Here is a 20,769-nt window from a genome sequence, read left to right on the forward strand (position 1 = left end):
GATTCGAACCAACGGCCCCCTCCTTAAAAGGGAGATGCTCTACCGGCTGAGCTAACGAGACAATCAAAAAATGAAATTATGCCAAAAGAATATTTTTTTGTCAAGATCTAAAATAAAAATTTAAGCATATTCTTAAATATGCTTAAATTTAAACGATTAAGCTAAGTCCAATGACACTTTTCCATTTTTAATTTCTGCCACCTTAACCTTAACCTCGTTACCAATTTCTAACTTTTCCTTGAATTTAGAATTATGCAATAAACCATCTACGCCATCTCTAAGTTCTACAAAAACTCCAAATTCTACAACTTTTTGAACTTTTCCTATAAATTCTTCTCCGATATCAAATTTAGGCACTTCTTTTCTATCGCGCTTTTTATTAGAACCTTTAGAATGAACTAAATTTAATATATATTCTTTGCTTTGAGAAATAAAACCATGATTAATTCCTGCTATTTTAACCTCACCTTTATCTCTATCTAAGTCAATATTAACTTCAAATTTTTCTATAATCTCTTTTATAGTTTTACCACCTTGGCCAATAATATCAGGGATTTTATTTGGATCTACATTAAAAATTTCAATCTTTGGTAAAATTGCTTCATTAACAACTATGTTTTGATTGGCCTCTTCCATTAATTGTAAAATGTGCTCCCTAGCTTCTTTTGCTTGATATAAAGCCTCTTTTAAAACTTGTTGCTCTATACCGCCAAGTTTTATATCCATCTGCAAAGCAGTGATTCCCTTGTAACTTCCTGCTACTTTAAAATCCATATCTCCATCATGATCCTCAAGACCCATAATATCTGTTAAAATAGCATATTTTTCATCTTCAAAAACAAGTCCCATTGCCACACCTGCCACTAGTTTTTCACTTTTTACCCCTGCGGCTCTTAAAGCCAAAGCACCACCACAAACAGTAGCCATAGAACTAGAACCATTACTTTCTAAAATTTCAGACACTAAACGAATAGTATGAATATAATCCGTATCAATACTAGGATGTAAAGCTCTTTTTGCTAAATTTCCATGCCCTAACTCTCTTCTACCTGGAGCTTTTATAGGAGTAGCCTCACCTACGGAAAAACCTGGAAAATTATAATTTACCATAAATTTTTCGCATATAGGATTTTTTTCTGTTAGTAAATCTGACATTTGCGCATCATTATCACTTCCCAAGGTAGCTATAACTAAAGCTTGAGTTTGCCCTCTAGTAAAAAGACACGATCCATGTGCATTTGGCAGAATATTTGTCTCTATATCTATCTTTCTAACATCTTTCAAGCCTCTACCATCCGCCCTTTTATTTTCATTAAGAATTTGACTTCTAACAAGTTCTCTTTTGCACAAATATAAAGCTTTCTCAATATCTTCAATTTTCCATTCATTTTCAATAGCACTAGCTTCATTTTCAATCTCTTTTGCTATTTGTGAAATTTCACTTGCTCTTTCACTTTTCGCCATTTGGTTAATTGCAATTTTAAGCTTTGAGATATAGGAATTTTTAATAAAATCAACAATTTTGCCACCATCTGTTTCTATTTTAAATTCAAGTTTGGAATTTTTTCTATAAGCAGCAAAAACTCTTTCATATTCATTAGAGCCACGCAAAATCGCATTACCTGCAAATTCCAAAGCCTTTAAAACATCATCCTCATTAAGCTCATTCATATAATGTTGACCATTTTGTTTGTTTGCTAAAGCTCTCATTTCTATCATTAAAAGCTCATCTTTAACACCCGCCACATAAAGGTCTAAGGTGCTATTTTTTAATTCACTATTGCTTGGATTTAAAACAAATTCATTATTCATACGACCTATTCTTACACCACAAACTGGCGCTTTTATAGGAATATCACTTAAATATAAAGCAATGCTTGCGGCATTTAAACTCATCACTTGCAGATCTACTTCAGGATCAGCAGAAAGAACCATTACTACAATTTGAGTTGGATAGGCATAGCCTTTTGGGAAAAGAGGTCTTAAACTTCTATCTATAATCCTTGCACTTAAAGTTTCATTATCACCTGGTTTAGTTTCTCTTTTTACATAACCACCTGGAATTCTTCCTGCTGCATAAGCTTTTTCTATATATTGTACCGTAAGAGGTAAAAAATCCTCTTCTACCATTTTTTCTTCTCTAGCAACAGTTGCCAAAACTACAGCATTTTTTTCTTGCATTAAAACTGCACCTGCTGCTTGTTTTGCAACCTTATTAGTCTCAAATATTTCAAGATGATTATTAATATTTATTTCATGTCGCATGATTTTTCCTTTAATATTTTCATCATAGGCAAAAACCAAATAAGCTTTTTAAATTTTAAAAATTAAAACTTAAAAAGCCTGTTTTTGTTTTGCCTATAAATTTATATCTAAACAACCGATTGTTTAGATATAAATTTATCTCTTTAATGGAAGATAATATTTACTTTCTTCTAAAATATCTAAAATTTCATGAGCTTGCAAAATCGTTTTATTTTTAAAATAAAACTCAATATTCACAAAATGATCAATTTTTTGCACACAATAAACCTCATCTACAAAAACACCGATATATTCATATACATCACTTGGCATTAAAGCAGTAGCATAAACAATACTATTCACTTCTTCTTTTAACAAACTTTTAATACATGAAGAAGCAGTAATTCCACTTTCGCAACCTTCATGCAATATTAAAATATTTCTCCCTTTTAAATCCTTTAAAAGATTTCCTTTTCTATAACGATACACATTTTTTAAAATTTTTTCTTCGTAGGTTCTATTGGCTTCACCATAAATATAATCTAAACTTATATCAAAAGCTTTAACTAAAGCCTCATTATAAACCAACTCCTTTGTTTCACTAATCATAGCTATTTGACATTCATCATTATTAGGAGCTTTAATTTGTTCTGTAAATAAAAAATCATATGGAATTTCTAATTTTTGTGCTAGTGCATCAACAAAAACTATCGATTTTAAAGAAGGTGTAATAATAATATAATCTTTTAGTTTGTTTAATGGTAATATATCATATAATTTCTCAAGTGCATCTTTTTCATCTTCAAAAAATATCATATCGACCTTTCATTTTCCTCTAAAGAAAAATCATAAGATACCCCGCCTAATGGATAAAAATTAAACATAAAATATACACCACTTTGATCTTTAGCACTAATACCACCACTTGTAAGTTTAGGTGAAATATCTTTGCGATACATCAAAGAATAATTCCAACATTTTCTTTGATAAGTATAACCTATCTCCCATTTTTCAGGATCTTTGTTCAAATCAAACCACAATCCACCAAAAATTTGATAATTAGTATTTATATCATATTGGGCTTTAGTTCCTATAAAATTATATTTTTCATTTTCATACATTCTATAAGCATGGTTTAAACTAATCTTCCATTCACCATAATCAAACAAAGCTTCACTAAAAACCTTATCAAAACGATTATCAGCTCCAGAATATTCAGCTTCATTTCTTAAACTTATATAATCATTGTAAAAATATTCTACAACATTATCAAAAGCACCAAAGCTACCTTCTTTAGTAAAGTATTTAACCTTCAAGTTATGATATAATTTTTTTTTGCCTAAAGTATTATAAAAATACTGATACATTGAAAAATTAAGTTGCTCAGGATCATTTTTTAACTCTACAAAATCTTCAGTGATTTCACCCGATTTAGCTCCAGGTAGAAAATAATTAACCCCTAAATATAGAGTATGATAAAAATTTTCATATGGCTTTGAAAGATCTGTATATAAAGAAAAATTATGAGAATTTCTAAATAAATGTTCTTGGTTTTTAACATCTGTGTTAGAATAATCTACAAAATTTGCATATATCCTTTCTGTGAAAGCAAAATTTAAAAAATCATCAAAAAAACTCGTATGATAAATTAAAGGTAAATCAAAATCTAAAGTTTTAGCATAAATACCCGTATGTCTATAATACCTATGAAAAGAAGCATCCAAGCTATATTGTATATAATTATCAAAAAATCCATTTAAATATCTATGATATTGAAAAGATGGATATTCTTGTAAAGTATCTTTATTGCTAATTTTAGAAGTGTCTATATAATACTTTGCATAAGCACCATAATAATTATCATCATCTGATAAAAAATAATTTATTTTAGAAGTAACTAAAGAAGCTTCGGTTTTTGCACTAGAACTTAAATTCATATAATCAACATCATTTAAATAAGTAGCATCAACCCATAAACCCTCTTGAAATTCTTCACCTAAAAGACTTTTAAATAAAGATTCATTTGAATATTTAACCTCTAAACCATAGTGTTCTTTATTTTTTAAATTTTCTTCTCTTTTATAACTTGATTTTTCGCCAAAAATACCACCGCTAATTTCACCTTGAGAATAAGGGGTATCAATAAATCTTAAAGTTGAGTATAAGCCATAACCTCTTTTTGTTCTAATCTGAGGTTCAAATTGAATGTCCGCATTATCATCAATAACATAATAAATTGGCTGATTATAATATAGCCCCTCACTTTGTTTTAAAACTACTTGGGGAATTAACAATCCACTTTTTCTTTTAGTATCTACGCTAAAACCAAAATAAGGTAAATACATCACCGGAACATTTTTTACATATAATCTTGCATTATAAAGATGTAAAAAATTACTCTCTTTGTTTAATTTGCCTTCATCAAAACGAATTTCCCAATCAGGATTTTCAACATTACAACTAGATACAACAGACTTTTTACCCATTACAAATTTGTCATCAATTTTAGCTTGATGACATTGTAGCCAAACCTCCAAATCATTATTTGAAAAAAATAAATTTTTAAAAGCTGTAGTGTTATCTTTTAAGTTAATCTTTGTATAAGTAGAATTAGTTCTTTCTTTTTGCCCCCTTAAGATATTAACATCTCCAAAAAGCTCCAAATCTTTTGTTGTTTCATTAAATTTAGCCTCGCTTGCAGTTATCAAATAAAAATCAGATACCACAACTACATTATTTTTTGCCTCTATAATATCATTTTTTTTGACAACATCCAAAGCATAAATATCTACTTTGGAAGCATATAAACTTCCTATGCAAGCCAAAGAAAGTAATATTTTACGCAAGATCTATCACCACTGTTTTGGCCGCATAATCATGCCAAGTTTTTAAAACGATATTGCTTAAAGCCCAAGCAAAACCCAAACCATACAACATATCACTAATTTGCCTCACACCTGCTCTTAAAGCACTTTGAATGAAATTTGGTTTATCTAATAAGTTTTGATCAATAACCATAATCTTCAAAAGCATTTTTCCTAAAGTTGCACCATATAAATATGTAAATAGACTATGATATGTAAATTGCAAAATTAAAGTTCCACCAGCAAAACGTATTAAAAGATTGTGAATTTCATCATAAGTTTGCATAGAACTAATCTTATCAAATAAAATAATACTCACAATAGCTAAAATCACAAAACTATCAACAATATAAGCTAAAAATCTTTTTTTAAAACTTGCTATTTTTAGCTCTTCTTTTTCTAGTTTGTCAAATAATTCTTGATTTGCACTCATTTAAGAACCTGAAAAGCAATATCTTTTCTATGTTGTTTTCCTTTAAAATGAACATTATCACAAAGCATATAAGCGTTTTTTTGCGCTTCTTCAATACTTTTTCCAATTCCTACACAAACTAATACACGACCACCACTAGCATATAGTTTGTTATTTTCTAAAATTACTCCAGCATAAGAAATATGAGAATTTTGCGGAATTTCTCCTATATCAATTAATGCTTTTGGAGAATCTTTATAAGGATAGTTTTTACTTGCACAAACCACACCTACTGCAAATTCATCTTTGATTTTTATACGAGTATTTGCAAGATTTTTATTCACACATGCTAAAAATAAATCCAAAGGATTTTCTATCAAAGGCATCAAAACTTCACACTCAGGATCACCAAAACGCACATTGTATTCTAAAACATAAGGTTTATTATTTACAACCATCAAACCTATAAACAATACTCCAACAAATTCAGCACCCTCTTCTTTCATACCTTTAAGAGTTGGTACTACTATATCTTTTTTTACTTGCTCTAATAAATTTTCACTTGCTAAAATACTTGGAGCATATGCACCCATTCCTCCTGTGTTTGGTCCCTTATCATTATCCAGTAATCTTTTATGATCTTGTGCAGCAGGTAACAATATAAAATCATCTCCATCACAAACTGCAAATACACTTAATTCAAATCCGTTGAGATATTCTTCTATAACAACAATCTTACCAGCTTCACCAAAACTCTCTCCGCTAAGCATATTTTTAGTAGCCTCTAAAGCTTCTTCATGGCTTTGAGCAATAATCACACCTTTGCCCGCACACAAACCATCTGCTTTTACCACTATAGGAGGAGTTAAACTCATAATAAATTTCTTAGCTTTCTCATAATCTGTTGTATTTAAAAATTTAGCTGTTTTAATTTTATATTTTTTTAAAAAACTCTTCATATAAGATTTTGAAGCTTCAAGCATAGCAGCAGCTTTAGTAGGACCAAAAATAGCAATATTATTTTCTTTAAAAAGATCTACTATACCCTCTGCTAGAAAATTTTCACTTCCAACTATGCAAAGATCAATCTCAGATGCCTTTGCATAAGCTGTAATAACCTTAGGATCTTTCATATTAAGATTTGTTCCTATTTTAGCGGTAGCACCATTTCCTGGTGCAAAATAAAATTCCAAATTATCATTTGTTTTTTGAAGAGCCAAAGCGATAGAATATTCCCTAGCACCGCTTCCTAATATTAAAATTTTCATTATTTTCCTTAAAATATCAAAACCCAAATGGCCGGAGTATAAGTGTCTGACCCTCAAAAAGTCAAAGTATGCCATTAGGTGATTTTTAAAGGCTGCAGCTTCTCGCTTTTTTCAAAACTCAAACGAAGTCACAGAACACGGTAAATCACACATCACAGCTTATAATTAATGTGTTGGATCCTCTTTAATACCATATCGAACCATTTAGGCATTCTAATTATAACTAAGAAAACTTAAAAATAGGGTTTAAAAGGATTTTTATAAAATTTTGAATTTAGTTTTAGAGTCCTTTTTTAAAAAATACTTTCCTTCTAAAATAACATCAGCAACAGATGCCCAAATAGTTTTTTCATCTACATAAACTATATCAAATTCAGTATTTTTCATCAATCCTTGATAATTTACTTTTTTAGGTGCATGCTTAACAACATAATAAGGATTCATTGCAAAAATTTGGATTTTCATATTAACATATAAATCAGGATTGGAAGTAACTATTAAAAAACTTTTTTCACATTCTTTTCTTACTTTTTTAACATAAGAAAGCAGTAATTGATCATTTGGATTTAGTGCATGTTTATTTAATCTATTTAAATAAAGTTCAGCAAAAGAAAGAGTGCAGAAAGAAATTTCGCTTGCAGTTTTAAAATAAGAATTTTTTATACTTGTTGATTTTAAAGATTTTTTCCAAATTTCTATATCTAATTTTGTAGCACATATATTTAAACCTTGTTTAATTTTCTCAAAAAGTTTCTCTCTAGCCATATTAAAACTATTATTAAAAATGGTAAGATTTTTTTCATAGAAAGACTTTCTCATTGCCTCTAATTTTTCAATGCTTTTTGTAAAATAATCTACTTCATTTTTTATTTCAACAAGCTTTTGTTTTTTACTTTGTATCATTTCTTCAAATTCTTGTCGTTTTTTGCCACTTTCTGTTTCTATTCTCGCTTGTTTTGATTTAATATCTGTAATCAAAGTACTCATTTGACGATCAAGTGCTAATTTTCTATTTTTCCTATTATCAATCGAAGCAAGAAGTGCTTGATAATGACATTGATGAGACAAAAAGACTTCATCATACAAACGCTCCATGTTGATATGTTTTTGCTTATCTTTCATATCTTTATAAGCCATTTCAAGATGTACTATAATATTTTTCATAGCAGAAAAGTCAGCTTGGCTAATGGTATTATCTGAAAAAAGCAAAGTATCCAAAGCCTTATGTAAAAAACGCTTCATAGCAAAAAAATCTATAATATATGGCACCTCATCTGTATTAATATCTTTCACAGCATTGATTGATAGTGTTTCATTATAAAAATACCTTTGAATAGCTTGTGGGATAGTCAAATTTAGAGTAATCTTATCAAGATTATCATAATCGGTTTCTCTATAAAGCTCTTGAACATAAGCATCACGTCTTGTTAGTCTTAAATCCTCCAATTCATCATCACTATCTGTTTTCCAAAAATCTCTTTCTTTAATAAAATCATTATCTCCAAATTCTTGAAATTTAGAAGGTCTTAAATCTGTAATATGCTTTCCATCGGATCTAAACTCAACAAACATACCAACCGTTGGCATGCTTCTTTTATCGTGCCAAGCATGTTTGTTAAATTCAAAAAATGTTTTTGCAAGATTAATTACTGTTCCTCTTCCAGTACCATCCACATAAACCATTATTTTTCCATGCATATCCAAATCCTTGATCTAAAGAAAAATTAAATTCTTATTTTAACTTTGTTTTCATAAATTTACAATAATATTTTAAAATTTATTAAAAATAACTATCTTAGGTATTTAATCTATGTTTTTATATCAATACTTTAAAAATCCAAAGCAAACAGGAGCATTTTGTGCAAGCTCAAAAAAACTAAGCAAACTCATAACCTCTCATGTCCAACATGCAAAAAATATTATTGAAATAGGACCTGGAACAGGAAGTTTTACCAAATATATCCTTAAGCAAAAAAATCATGATGCAAGATTTTTTGCAGTTGAAATTAATCCACATATGGCAAAAAAACTACAACAAAATATAAAAAATATAGATTTAGAAATTAGATCAGCGGAATTTCTACCTGATATGTTAGAAAAAAGAGCAATCAACAACGCAGACTTAATTATTTCTGGAATTCCTTGGGCTTTATTAAATCCCAAAGAACAAGATTTATTATTAAAATCCATTCATGAAGTTTTAGAGGAAAATGGTTGCTTTGCAACATTTGCATATATACTGCCCACGCCAAAAGGAAGAGCTTTTAAGAAAAAACTTTTTACTACTTTTAGCAAGGTAGAAATTTCACCTATCATTTGGCAAAATCTCCCTCCTGCTTTTGTTTATTTTTGCACTAAATAACTATTCCCATTCAATAGTCGCTGGCGGCTTACTAGAAATATCATACACCACACGATTAATTCCTTCTACTTCATTAATAATACGGCGTGAAATATTTTCTAGTAACTCATAAGGTAAATGAGAAAAAGTAGCTGTCATACCATCACTTGCATTCACCACACGCACACAAACTGCATTATCATAAGTCCTATTATCTCCCATTACGCCAACACTTTGCACATTTAAAAGCACGCAAAAAGCCTGCCATGTTTTATCATACCAACCACTGCTTTTTAATTCTTCAATCAAAATCACATCAGCTTTTCTCAAAAGCTCCAAACTAGGCTCATTTACTTCACCCATAATGCGTATAGCAAGCCCTGGACCTGGGAAGGGATGACGATAAACTACATCTTTACTCAAGCCAAGTTCTATTCCTAAAGCTCTTACCTCATCTTTAAAAATTTCTTTTAGAGGTTCAATAAGTTTTAAATTCATCTTTTCAGGTAACCCACCCACATTATGATGAGATTTTATGGTTTTACTAGCCCCTACAACCGAACTTTCAATAATATCAGTATATAAAGTTCCTTGTGCTAAATATTTTACATCTTTATGTTTTTTAGCTTCTTCTTCAAAAACTTCTATAAAGGTATTTCCTATAATTTTTCTCTTTTGTTCAGGATCCCTAACACCTGCTAAGCGACTTAAAAAAATCTCCCTAGCATCAATACTAATTAGATCAATACCTAAAGTATGTCTAAACATATATTCAACTTGCTCTTTTTCACCGCTTCTTAAAAGACCATTATCAACAAATACTACTACCACTTGATCTTTTATCGCACTTGCTAGTAATGCAGCCACTACACTGCTATCAACCCCACCACTAACAGCACATAATACCTTATCATTACCTACTTCTTCTTTAATTTTTTGCGCTTGAGTTTTTGCAAAAGATCCCATATTCCATATACTATCACAATTACATGCATACTTAGCGAAATTTTTTAAGATGCTTTTTCCAAACTCACTATGTTGAACTTCAGGGTGAAATTGTAAAGCAAAAAATTTACGCTTTTCATCTCCAAATACACAAAAAGGACTATTTTCGCTTGTTGCTAAAACCTCAAAACCTTGTGGCAAATTTTCTACCTTATCAGAATGACTCATCCATACTGTTTGTTTTTTAGGTAAATTTTTAAACAAGTCACTATCATTTTGAATATCTATAGTTGCTTTGCCATATTCTTTATGACCTGCTGGAGCTACATTTGCACCAAAATGATGTGCCATAAGTTGCATACCATAACAAATTCCTAAAACTGGTATATTTAAATCAAAAACACCTTTATCACAAAAATAAGCATCATTTGCATATACACTAGCCGGTCCACCGCTTAAAATAATACCCTTAGGCTCTTTAATTTTAATTTCATCTAAACTTACATTAAAAGGTAAAATTTCTGCATATACGCCCTGCTCTCTTAATCTTCTTGCAATGAGCTGTGTATATTGCGAACCAAAGTCCAAAACCAAAATATCTGCTTTTTTCATCTAACTCCTTTATAAATTTAACAATTGAAATTGTACATACCAAACTATAATAGATACTATATATCCAACTAAAATCGTCCATACATATTTTAAATGAGAGTTAAAAGTATAAATTCCCTTCATTTTTCCCATTACCCCTACACCAGCTGCTGAGCCAAAGCTTATTAATGATCCTCCAATTCCTGCTGTAAGAGTTACTAAAAGCCATTGAGTATCATCCATACTTGGATTAGCTTTTAATACCGCACTCATAACCGGAACATTATCTACAATAGCAGATAAAAATCCTACGCCTATATTAATACTAGTAGCTCCAAATTTTGTATAAAGATCAGAAGCATAAGCAAGCCATCCAACAAAATGTAAAGCGCCCACAGCAGATAAAATTCCAAAGAAAAATAATAAAGTATCCATTTCAATACGCGTCATATAATGAAAAATATTTAAATCTTTTTTACCTTGTTTTCTATTGAAAAAATACATATATAAGCTGAGCAAAGAAAGACCAAAAATCATACCCCACATTGCAGGTAAATCGCAAATACTATGGATAAAAACTGCTAAAGCGATAGTTAAAAAACCAAGCACAATAAATACTTTACCACCTGGCTTAATTTCAACTTTTTCTAGATTATCTTTATGAAAATTTGGCTCAATATCAGGCACATAACGCGATAGCAAATAAGCCGTAAGAAACCATCCAATAAAAGAAGCAGGAAAAAGAGCAAAAAATTCAAAAAAGGTAGCTTTTTTTGCCGTCCAAACCATCAAAGTAGTAATATCACCAAATGGCGACCAAGCTCCACCAGCATTAGCTGCTACTACAATATTTATAGCACCTGGGATTAAAAATTCTTTATTATGTTTATCTATAGTTAAAAGTACAGTAGATAAAATCAAAGCTGTGGTAAGATTATCCGCAATCGGAGAGATAAAAAAAGCCAAAATTCCTGTTAGCCAAAATAATTTTCTATAAGTATAACCCTTGCTTACAAGCTTATATTTTAAAGTTTCAAAAACCGATCTTTCTATTAATGCTTCTATAAAAGTCATTGCTGCTATTAAGAAAAACACAATTTGTGCGATTTCCAAGATAAGATGATTAACACTTTCTTCAAGTATTTGTGTGTCTAAATCATTTACTACCATATATATACCAATGACAATAAAAGAAAATGTTCCTATAAACAAAGCAGGCTTAGTTTTGTTAATATGATATTTTTCTTCTGCTGCGATAAAATAATAACCTAATATAAAAATTATTAAAACACCTATACCCAAAGCACTAAAAGCCAAATTTAACTCATGAGTTTGACCTGCTAATAAAAAGCTAATACTAAAACAAAGTAAAAAAAGTATTCTACTCATATTTCACTCTCCAAAGATTGGAATTTTTTTATTTCCTTTACACTGCCATTATTATCTTTTATTTCATAAAATGGAGCAGCTTTATAACCACATGCACTTAAAAATATTAATAAAAAAAATGTTACAATAATTAAATGGAAGTTAAAAATGATATTAAAACAAGTCGTGATGTTATTGATATATTTGCTAATTCTGAAAAATATAAACATTATAGACCTTTAAAAGCACTTTTGCAATATAAAGAGTTTTTAAAACTGTTTAACCATAATCACCAACAAATGATTACTAAACTCTTTATAAAAAATAATACTTTGATTATTTTAGTTAAACACCACATTGCATATATGGAGCTTAATCACGATAATACCAAAAAAATGATTAAAAGTCTCATAAAAAACTATATTTTAGCTAAGCCAATGAGTAATTTTGCAAAAGTGGAAAATATAAAAATACTTAGCGACAAAAACTTTATATCCAAAAACAATACTTTTAGCGCACATAAAAAAACTCATCTAGAACTTTCTAATGGAAATTTTAAAAACCATTTTGAAAATCCTATTTTATATAATAAATTTGAAGAACTACGAAAGCTTATAAAAAATGCTTGAAAATGAACTCAAAACCTTGCCTAATTTACCTGGCGTGTATCAGTATTTTGATATACAAGGTAAGCTTTTATATGTAGGTAAAGCCAAGAATTTAAAAAACCGCGTTAGAAGTTATTTTAATTTCACTCCAAAACTTTGCCCAAATCCTAGCAATAGTTTAAGAATTCAAAAGATGATTAGCCAAACACATCATTTAGAATTTATTACCACAAAAAGCGAGGCTGATGCTTTAATACTAGAAAATTCTTTTATAAAACAATTACACCCAAAATACAATATATTATTAAGAGATGATAAAACCTACCCTTATATTTATATAGACTTAAATGAAGATTTTCCAAGATTTGAAATTACAAGAAAAATCATCAAAAAAAATAAAATAAAATACTTTGGTCCATTTTTTAAAGGCGCAAAAGAGCTTTTAAATGCTTTATATTTATCTTTTGAGCTAAGACAAAAGAAATCTTGCAAAGAACTTTGTCTTTTTTATCAGATTAAGCGTTGCAAAGGTCCGTGCGAGCAAAAAATCTCTAAACAAGAATATGAAAAAATTATCCAAAAAGCCACACAAGCTCTTTTAAATCCCTTATCTTTAACAAAAAATTTAGAAAATAAAATGCTTGAATACGCAAAGAGTGAAAACTACGAAGAAGCAGCTCTTATAAGGGATCAAATTAAAACAATTGAAGATTTAAGTGTAAAAATACAAATAGACCTTGCAAAATTAGAAGATTTTGATATTTATGCTATTTATTGCGAAGAAAACATACTCTCCATGGTGCGTTTTGTAATAAATAATGGTAAAATCATTAGTTCAAACCATAAAATACTAGCTCTTAATAATCAAAACGAATTTGACTTAAATGCAATTTATAAACAATATATTCTAGAAAATTACACACAAGAATCTCCAATAAAATCAACTCGTATTTATACACACAAAGATTTTGAAGACATGAAGCTACTGCAAGATCTACTCAGCGAGAGATTTTCTAGAAGATTTTACCTTAAATCGCCAAAACTTGGTGAAAAAAAATCCCTGTGTGAGCTTGCTCTAGAAAATGCAAAAATAAACATACAAAAGCATTTAAAAAATGAAAATTATTTATTTTTAAAAGAATTAAAAGATTTTTTCAATCTGCAAAATTATCCCAATCATATAGAAATTTTTGATAATTCTCATATGCAAGGTGATGCAATTGTAGGTGCTTTAGTAACCTTCAAAGATGGGAAATTTGATAAAAGCTCTTATAGACACTATCATTTATCTTATAAAAATGATTATGATCAAATGCTTCAAATCCTTAGTAAAAGAGCTTTATCCTTTGATAAAAATCCACCGCCTGATTTATGGCTGATTGATGGTGGGAATGCCTTATTGAAACTAGCAAATGATATTATTAAAAGTTCTGGAGCAAATGTGGATATTTTAGCTATATCTAAAGAAAAAATAGATGCTAAAGCTTATAGAGCAAAAGGAAGTGCAAAAGATAAAATTTATACTCAAGAAGGAAAAATTCAACTTTCTACCGATGATAAAAAATTGCAATTTTTACAAAAATTACGCGATGAGGCACATCGCTTCGCAATTAGTTTTCACCAAAAAACAAAAAGAAAACAGGACCTACAAAGCTCTAAGCTGATACAACTTGGAATCTCTCAAGGTTATATTAAAAAATTTTTAGATTATTATGGTAGTTTTGATAAAATCAGTAAAGCCGATTTTAATGAATTAAAATCACTTTCTAATATAAAAATAGCCAAAATAATTAAGGAAAATTTATGATATTTTTTATTAGTTCTTTAACTTTGATTTTATGTTTTTTCAATTATTATTTTTTATATCCAATTGATCAAAAATTATTCTATATTTATACCTCTATTAGTATTTTAATATTTATCGCTACATGTATTTATTTAATCATAAAAAATCAAAAACTTAAAAAAGATAATATCATTATTCAAGAAATAGAAAAATTTTTAAAAATATCAAGTTCAACCTCTTTAATAGATCTAAAAGAAAAATTAAAAACATCATTTGAGCTAACGCAAAAACAATTGCAAGATCAAAAAATACAAAACAAACTTTTACAAAAAAACTTGCAATATCTTATTCAAAGTTTTAACTATATGGGATTAGAAAATTCCATTGCACTAAAACCGATTTTAAAAAAATATCAAATAAATACAAAAACAAAAAATATTATTTTTAAGAATATCCACGCATGCATTGTAAATGATGATATGATTGAAAATTTTTTATTACAATGTATTTTATTAGATATAGGCATTAGTAGTGAAATTTTTGATGATTTTCAAAAAGTAGAAAAAAAATATTCCTTTATTATTTCAAAGAAGAAAATAAAAAATACGCTAAACTACACATTTGTAGATGTCAATGTCAAAGATCTTATCAATTTTTTAAGTACAAATTTTAAAGAAGAAAGTTATCAAATAGCAAATTTATACAATGTATTGATTTTTAAATCTTCTAGTTTTGAAAATAATCTAATTTTAAATATAACCAATCAATTTTGCTCAAATAATCAAATCGTAGATAGCCTAAGTGATTTTAAGAACGCTTTAAAATTAAATTTTAGATTAATTTTGGTTGATTATGAAGTCATAAAGTTCGATATTTTACATTTTACTCAAATACTACATGAGTATAAAATACAAAATTCACAAAATAAAATTTTACTTTTTACCAAAAATAGAGTTAAAAATTGCGATTTTGCCGATGAAATTATAAATGACATTAGCAAAAATGAATGGATAATTTTACTTAAAAAATATATCAATCAAGTTTAGTTCTATGATTAATAGCCTTATGTAAAGATATAAAATCGACATTTTCCAAACTAACACCGCTTGGAATACCTTGGGCTATTTGGGAAAAACTCAAATTTAAATCCTTTAATTTTTCCTCTATAAAAAAAATTACAGCGTCTGAATTTAAGCCTTGAGTAAAAGCGAAAAAAATTTCTTTAGTATTTTTGTTTTCAATCATTACTCTTAATTTAGTAATATTTTCTTCGTTGGTATTTTCTAGTACAAAATAAAGCCCATCATAGCTTTTACTATCTTCTAAAATTAATACATCTTTAGGATCTTGCACTATACAAATAATATTATTATTTCTTTCTATATCAGAACAAACTTCACATAATTCATTTTCACTTAAAGCCCCGCATTGTATACATTTTTTAATCCCTCTAATGGATTCTTCAATACTATAAGCAAGTTTAGAACCTAGCAAAGGATCTTTTATACAAACATGATAAGCAAGTCTTAATGCAGACTTTTTACCGATAGTAGGCAATGCAGAAAATGCATTTACCAATTCATTAAATTTTTCTAAATCTTTCAAGTCATTTTAACCTTGAAAAAACAATCTTAAAAATATGATAACCATCTTCATAACTATAAGTTAAATTATAACCATGAAGATTGCAAATATTATTGATAATATAAAGCCCCAATCCCATACCTTCAACTTGAGTATTTTGTTCTCTTACAAAAGGTTTCAAATAATAATCAAAAGTTTTTTTAAGTTGAACCCCTTTATTTCTAACAATTACATAGTCCCCTGAACATATAATCTCACAAGCTTTATCGTCAGAATATTTAATAGCATTATCAATCAAATTTTTAAGCATTAAGGAAAAAAGTTCTAAATCAGCAACAATCATAGTATCTTCTTTGTAAGAAATCTTAACTTTTTGATAAAAATCATCTCTCATGAGATAATCTTCAGCCTGCTCTAAAATTAAGCTCAAATGATAAGTTTGCAAATTTAGTTGGCAATTTCTAGATAAAACTTTTTCAATTTTACCAAATTCATCAATCAATAATTCAAGTCTTTCAAAAATCGCTACTAAGCGGTCTTTTTGTTTTTGATTGTCTAGCATCTCACAAACTATCCTACCTTTTCCAATAGGTGTTTTAAGTTCATGCATAATCATTCTTAAAAAAAATTGTCTTGATTTTACTAATTCTTGTATTTTATTAATAGCATGATCAAATTCAAAAGAAATTTCTGAAATCTCATCATTAATTTGTGAATATTCGGATAAAGGTTCTATTTTTCCAGCACTAATATTTTTAATTTTCTTTTTTAAAATTTTTAAAGGCATTAAAGATCTTAAAACAGAAAAATATAAAAATATAATCAAAATCAAACTAAAAAAGAAACTTAGTAAAAACAAATACTCTAAACGCGTAGATGCATTTAGCTCATAAAGCTGCTTTAAATTAACTTGTTCAACATAAAAAAAAATTTGATTATGGTAAATAATAGAAGAAAAACTACCGTAAGCAGAATTAACCTTAAGCACCTTTTCACCTTTTGCAACTATATGTTTTGCACTGCGTTCATTTTCAACTATTTTAAAAGACTTAGAAAGAAGATAATCATGAATTGAAAAACCTTCTTTTCTTTCTAAATTATATATAATTTTTTCTACAATTTCTTTTTGTCTATTTTGCTCATTGGTTAAATAAGAATCAACCTGAACCTTACCCAAGAGCACAAACAAAGCACAAACAAACAAAAAAGCCGTTGCAAAAAGAACGGTAATCTTAAGATTAATAGTTACTTTCATCCTATTAATTTATATCCTATCCCTCTAACTGAAAAAATATGCTTTGGTGCCTTCGAACTATCGCCGATCTTAGTTCTAAGCCTACCAATAATTACATCTAAACTTTTAGAATCTTTATCTTTTAAGCTTTTGCAGTGATACACAAGCTGCTCTCTGCTAACTGAAAATCCATGTTGTCTTATCATATAACTTAAAATTTCATATTCAGCAGGAGTTAAAATTAAAACCTCTTCATTGTAACTAATCTCATGTCTTTTTTCATCAATTTTAAAAGCTGAATTGATTATTTTTTCAGGAGTTTCATTTACGCGTTTTGAACGACGGATTAAACTCATAATTCTTGCATGCATTTCTTTAGGATCGTAAGGCTTTGGCAAATAATCATCCGCACCTATTTGAAGTCCTACAATTTTATCACTTAAATCGCTTCTAGCTGAAGAAATAATAATAGGAATACTATATTTTTCTCTTATTTCGCGACAAACTTCAAGACCATCAAGTCCAGGTAAAGTTAAATCAAGAATTAAACAATCATAATTTTTTATACCAGCACTCATTCCCAAATACGGATCTTCATAATTAGTAACTTTGATATTAAATTGGGCCAAATATTCTGCTAAAAACTCTGCAAAATCTGGATCATCTTCGATCATTAAAACATTAATCATCTCTACCCCTTATTAGTGAAAATATGTTACAAACTTAATATTATAACACATAATTTAACTATTCATTTATTTTTTTGCTAAAATTATAATATTAATTTTTCAAGAGAGGAAAAAAGTGGAACTTAATTATTATGAAATATTAGAAATTTCTCAAACTTCAGATAAAGAAACTATAAAAAAAGCTTATAGAAAAATGGCATTAAAATATCATCCTGATAGAAATCAAGGAGATAAAGAAGCTGAAGAAAAATTTAAACTTGTCAATGAAGCTTATGAAGTACTTAGCAATGATGAAAAGCGAAGTATATATGATAGATACGGCAAAGAAGGATTAAAAGGACAAACCGGTGGTTTTGGTGGTTTTGGAGATGTTGATTTAGGGGATATATTTTCAAGTTTTTTTGGAGATGGATTTGGTTTTGGAAACTCAACGCGTAAAAAAGAAAGAGGAAATAAATATCCACATGATTTAAAAATAGCGGTAAAGATTAGCTTCAAAGAGGCTGTTTTTGGCTGCAAAAAAGAAATTGATTTTACCTATAAAACATTTTGTAAAATATGCAATGGTAGTGGATCAGAAAATGGAAAAGAAGATATTTGTTCTCATTGTGGAGGAAAAGGACAAGTTGGTGTTAGACAAGGTTTTATGACTTTTGTACAAACTTGTGATCATTGTAAGGGCAGTGGGAAAATAATAAAAAATAAGTGTAAGACATGCCATGGAAATGGTTATGAAGAAATAAAAGATCATATAGAACTTGATATACCAGAAGGTATTGATAGTGGTATGAGTCTTAGAGTGCAAAACAAAGCAAATAAGCTTCCAAATTCTTCTCAAAGAGGTGATTTGTATATCAAAATCGTTGTAGAAGATGATAATAAATTTATTAGACATGATGATGATATATATACCATAGTACCTGTATTTTTTACCCAAGCTGCTCTTGGAAAGACAATTAAAATTTCCACCATAAGAGGAGAAGCTGATCTTAAACTTCCAGTGGGTGCAAAAGATAAACAAAAATTTGAATTAGCTAATGAAGGTGTTAAAAATATTCACAATGGAAAACTTGGTTCGCATATTGTACAAATTGAAATAAAATTTCCAAAAACACTTACTGATGAACAAAAAAATCTACTATTGCAACTTGAAAAAAGCTTTGGCTTAGAAAATGAGGAAGCTTTTATAGAACAAGAAAGCTTGTTTGACAAAATCAAATCTTGGTTTAGTCACTAAGGAAGTTTTAAAGCCATCTCCATGGCTTTATAAATTTCTTCTGTTTTTTGACACTCTAAAAATAGCTCAAAAGCAAAAACACCTTGCCATAAAAGCATTTGCGTGCCATCTTTTATTTTTAATCCATTTTCTCGTGCCAACTTTAAAAAAGATGTTTCTCTACTATAAATAACATCAAAAGCATACTTAGCTTTTTGAAAAATATTTTTTAAAATCCTTTCTTCACAAGGTAAACTTTCATCATGTAAACCCACACTAGTCGTATTTATTATCAAATCAAATTGTGTATTTAAATCAAGTTGATCATATAAAAAACATGGATAATTATTTAAATTTTTAAATCTAACACTAGAGCGATTTGCTATTGCAACTTCAATATTTATAGATTTTAAAGCATGAGCTAAAGCTTTAGCGGTGCCACCAGCACCTAAAATCAAAGCATTTTTAATAGAAAAAAAATTTTCAATTGCTTTTAAAAATCCCAAATAATCTGTATTGCAAGCATAAATTTTACCATCTTTGTTTATTAAAGTATTGGCAGATCCTATTTGCTTAACACTTTCATCACAAAAATCTGCAATTTTATACGCTTCTTCTTTAAAAGGTATAGTAATATTTGCTCCATCAAATTTTTGAACAATTTCTTTTAATTTTGCTTTATTTTTTAAATGGTATCTTGTATATATTGCGTCTTTTTTAAGAACTTGTAAAGCATTATTGTGCATTCTTGGAGATTTAGAATGCACAATAGGATCACCTATAACTGTGAAAATTTTCATTTTACTCTAAAAGTAAAAGCACCTTTTGCGATTTTAGAACGCACCTTTTCCAATTCAGCTTTTAATTCGCTTTCTTTATAAGGCCCAACTAAAACTTTTGTAAGTTCTTTGCCATTTACTGTTGTTTTGTAAATTTTATATTCATATCCATTTTCTTTAAGTATATTTAATTCTTTTGATTTAGGATCAAGACTATTTAAAGAAAAAACTTGAATATAAGCACCTGCAGGAAGTTGTGTTTGAATACTTGGGGTTTTTATACTCTCAAACAATTCATTTGCATTGCTTTGCTCTGGGGTTTTTGGCTTTTCAACAACATTAGTTTTTGATTTTTCAGAAGGTTTTTGAATTGGTTTTTCTATAGATTTTTCTACAGGCTTAATCTCTTCTTGTTTTTCTTCCACCTTAGCTGGTTCTTCTTTTGGTTCTGTTGATGTAATTTGATCTAATACACTATTGCTTGGAATTTCCTGTTTTTCCTCTATGGTATTATTTGCATCAGCCAATGAACTTTCTTCTTTCAATTTTCTAGCTAAAGCTTCAAATTCATCCTCTTCTTTAGTATTATCCGTAATAGGCAAAGAATTAAAATTATTTTCATAAGAAGCTTGCTCTTGTGGCTCTGATGGCATTTGTAGTGATTTTTCCTCGCCTGGATCATTAATTAACTTCATTGCTATCATTACTACCAAAAACACAATAATTAAAATAATCGATCTGAGTAAAATTTTTTTAAGTTTTTCACTTTTATTGCTTTTTTGCAAGATAATATCATCAAATTCATTTTTGTTGTTTTCTTCCATTTTTCATCCTTTCAAA

At 28.6% G+C, this 20,769-nt stretch carries 18 protein-coding genes; 5 read left to right on the top strand and 13 right to left on the bottom strand.

Going from position 1 to position 20,769, the window contains the following annotated elements; all coding sequences use genetic code 11:
* Nucleotides 1-156 precede the first annotated feature (156 nt).
* The 6 genes from L8X38_RS07120 to L8X38_RS07145 form a co-directional block, all read right to left on the bottom strand.
* A complete protein-coding gene (locus L8X38_RS07120; RefSeq protein WP_263661654.1) occupies nt 157-2,265 on the bottom strand; it encodes a polyribonucleotide nucleotidyltransferase in 2,109 nt (702 codons plus the stop codon).
* A 135-nt stretch (nt 2,266-2,400) separates the two neighbouring features.
* A complete protein-coding gene (locus L8X38_RS07125) occupies nt 2,401-3,060 on the bottom strand; it encodes a phosphoribosyltransferase (protein WP_133319883.1) in 660 nt (219 codons plus the stop codon).
* Nucleotides 3,057-5,093 carry an LPS-assembly protein LptD gene (locus L8X38_RS07130; RefSeq protein WP_263661675.1) on the bottom strand — a complete coding sequence of 679 codons (2,037 nt, stop codon included), beginning with the start codon at nt 5,091-5,093 and terminating at the stop codon, nt 3,057-3,059. The genes L8X38_RS07125 and L8X38_RS07130 overlap by 4 nt, the downstream gene beginning before the upstream one ends.
* Nucleotides 5,083-5,541, bottom strand: coding sequence for an RDD family protein (locus L8X38_RS07135; protein ID WP_133319881.1), 459 nt, complete (start codon nt 5,539-5,541; stop codon nt 5,083-5,085). The genes L8X38_RS07130 and L8X38_RS07135 overlap by 11 nt, the downstream gene beginning before the upstream one ends.
* Complete coding sequence (gene purD / locus L8X38_RS07140; protein ID WP_263660749.1) at nt 5,538-6,788, bottom strand: phosphoribosylamine--glycine ligase; 1,251 nt, start codon at nt 6,786-6,788, stop codon at nt 5,538-5,540. Before purD ends, L8X38_RS07135 begins: the two co-directional genes overlap by 4 nt.
* 258 nt (nt 6,789-7,046) lie before the next feature.
* Complete coding sequence (locus L8X38_RS07145; RefSeq protein WP_263661655.1) at nt 7,047-8,486, bottom strand: hypothetical protein; 1,440 nt, start codon at nt 8,484-8,486, stop codon at nt 7,047-7,049.
* A gap of 112 nt (nt 8,487-8,598) precedes the next feature.
* Between L8X38_RS07145 and L8X38_RS07150 the strand changes: the two genes are divergently transcribed.
* The gene (locus tag L8X38_RS07150) at nt 8,599-9,150 is read left to right on the top strand and encodes a class I SAM-dependent methyltransferase (protein ID WP_263661656.1); all 552 of its coding nucleotides are present in this window, start codon (nt 8,599-8,601) and stop codon (nt 9,148-9,150) included.
* Here the strand turns inward: L8X38_RS07150 and guaA are convergent, their stop codons facing one another.
* Nucleotides 9,151-10,686 carry a glutamine-hydrolyzing GMP synthase gene (guaA, locus tag L8X38_RS07155; protein WP_220567179.1) on the bottom strand — a complete coding sequence of 512 codons (1,536 nt, stop codon included), beginning with the start codon at nt 10,684-10,686 and terminating at the stop codon, nt 9,151-9,153.
* 9 nt (nt 10,687-10,695) lie between these two features.
* On the bottom strand, nt 10,696-12,054 hold the full coding sequence (gene nhaD, locus L8X38_RS07160; protein WP_263661657.1) for a sodium:proton antiporter NhaD: 1,359 nt from the start codon (nt 12,052-12,054) through the stop codon (nt 10,696-10,698).
* Nucleotides 12,055-12,188: 134 nt separating this feature from the next.
* Here nhaD and L8X38_RS07165 point away from each other — a divergent pair, with 134 nt between their 5' ends.
* The 3 genes from L8X38_RS07165 to L8X38_RS07175 are packed head-to-tail and all read left to right on the top strand — an operon-like array spanning nt 12,189 to nt 15,473.
* Nucleotides 12,189-12,662, top strand: coding sequence for a hypothetical protein (locus tag L8X38_RS07165; RefSeq protein ID WP_263659807.1), 474 nt, complete (start codon nt 12,189-12,191; stop codon nt 12,660-12,662).
* Nucleotides 12,655-14,448: an excinuclease ABC subunit UvrC gene (gene uvrC, locus L8X38_RS07170; RefSeq protein ID WP_263661658.1), complete on the top strand. Its 1,794-nt coding sequence runs from the start codon at nt 12,655-12,657 to the stop codon at nt 14,446-14,448. The genes L8X38_RS07165 and uvrC overlap by 8 nt, the downstream gene beginning before the upstream one ends.
* The gene (locus tag L8X38_RS07175; RefSeq protein WP_263661659.1) at nt 14,445-15,473 is read left to right on the top strand and encodes a hypothetical protein; all 1,029 of its coding nucleotides are present in this window, start codon (nt 14,445-14,447) and stop codon (nt 15,471-15,473) included. The genes uvrC and L8X38_RS07175 overlap by 4 nt, the downstream gene beginning before the upstream one ends.
* On the opposite strand, the gene recR is transcribed toward L8X38_RS07175, so the two are convergent.
* Genes recR through L8X38_RS07190 form a run of 3 tightly spaced genes read right to left on the bottom strand, consistent with a single transcriptional unit; the run spans nt 15,460 to nt 17,934 of the window.
* Nucleotides 15,460-16,032, bottom strand: coding sequence for a recombination mediator RecR (gene recR, locus L8X38_RS07180; RefSeq protein ID WP_263661660.1), 573 nt, complete (start codon nt 16,030-16,032; stop codon nt 15,460-15,462). The genes L8X38_RS07175 and recR overlap by 14 nt on opposite strands.
* A gap of 1 nt (nt 16,033) precedes the next feature.
* The gene (locus tag L8X38_RS07185) at nt 16,034-17,266 is read right to left on the bottom strand and encodes an ArsS family sensor histidine kinase (protein WP_220567174.1); all 1,233 of its coding nucleotides are present in this window, start codon (nt 17,264-17,266) and stop codon (nt 16,034-16,036) included.
* Nucleotides 17,263-17,934, bottom strand: a complete 672-nt coding sequence (locus tag L8X38_RS07190) for a response regulator transcription factor (RefSeq protein ID WP_066006696.1) — start codon at nt 17,932-17,934, stop codon at nt 17,263-17,265. The genes L8X38_RS07185 and L8X38_RS07190 overlap by 4 nt, the downstream gene beginning before the upstream one ends.
* A gap of 115 nt (nt 17,935-18,049) precedes the next feature.
* Here L8X38_RS07190 and dnaJ point away from each other — a divergent pair, with 115 nt between their 5' ends.
* Nucleotides 18,050-19,171 (top strand): molecular chaperone DnaJ, encoded by a 1,122-nt coding sequence (gene dnaJ / locus L8X38_RS07195; protein ID WP_263661661.1) that lies wholly within the window; start codon nt 18,050-18,052, stop codon nt 19,169-19,171.
* On the opposite strand, the gene L8X38_RS07200 is transcribed toward dnaJ, so the two are convergent.
* Nucleotides 19,168-19,950: a shikimate dehydrogenase gene (locus L8X38_RS07200; protein WP_263661662.1), complete on the bottom strand. Its 783-nt coding sequence runs from the start codon at nt 19,948-19,950 to the stop codon at nt 19,168-19,170. The genes dnaJ and L8X38_RS07200 overlap by 4 nt on opposite strands.
* Nucleotides 19,947-20,753, bottom strand: a complete 807-nt coding sequence (locus tag L8X38_RS07205; RefSeq protein WP_263661663.1) for an SPOR domain-containing protein — start codon at nt 20,751-20,753, stop codon at nt 19,947-19,949. Before L8X38_RS07205 ends, L8X38_RS07200 begins: the two co-directional genes overlap by 4 nt.
* Between the last annotated feature and the right edge of the window lie 16 nt (nt 20,754-20,769).

Source organism: Campylobacter sp. CNRCH_2014_2452, assembly GCF_025772865.1.
Classification (GTDB): Bacteria; Campylobacterota; Campylobacteria; order Campylobacterales; family Campylobacteraceae; genus Campylobacter_D; species Campylobacter_D lari_D.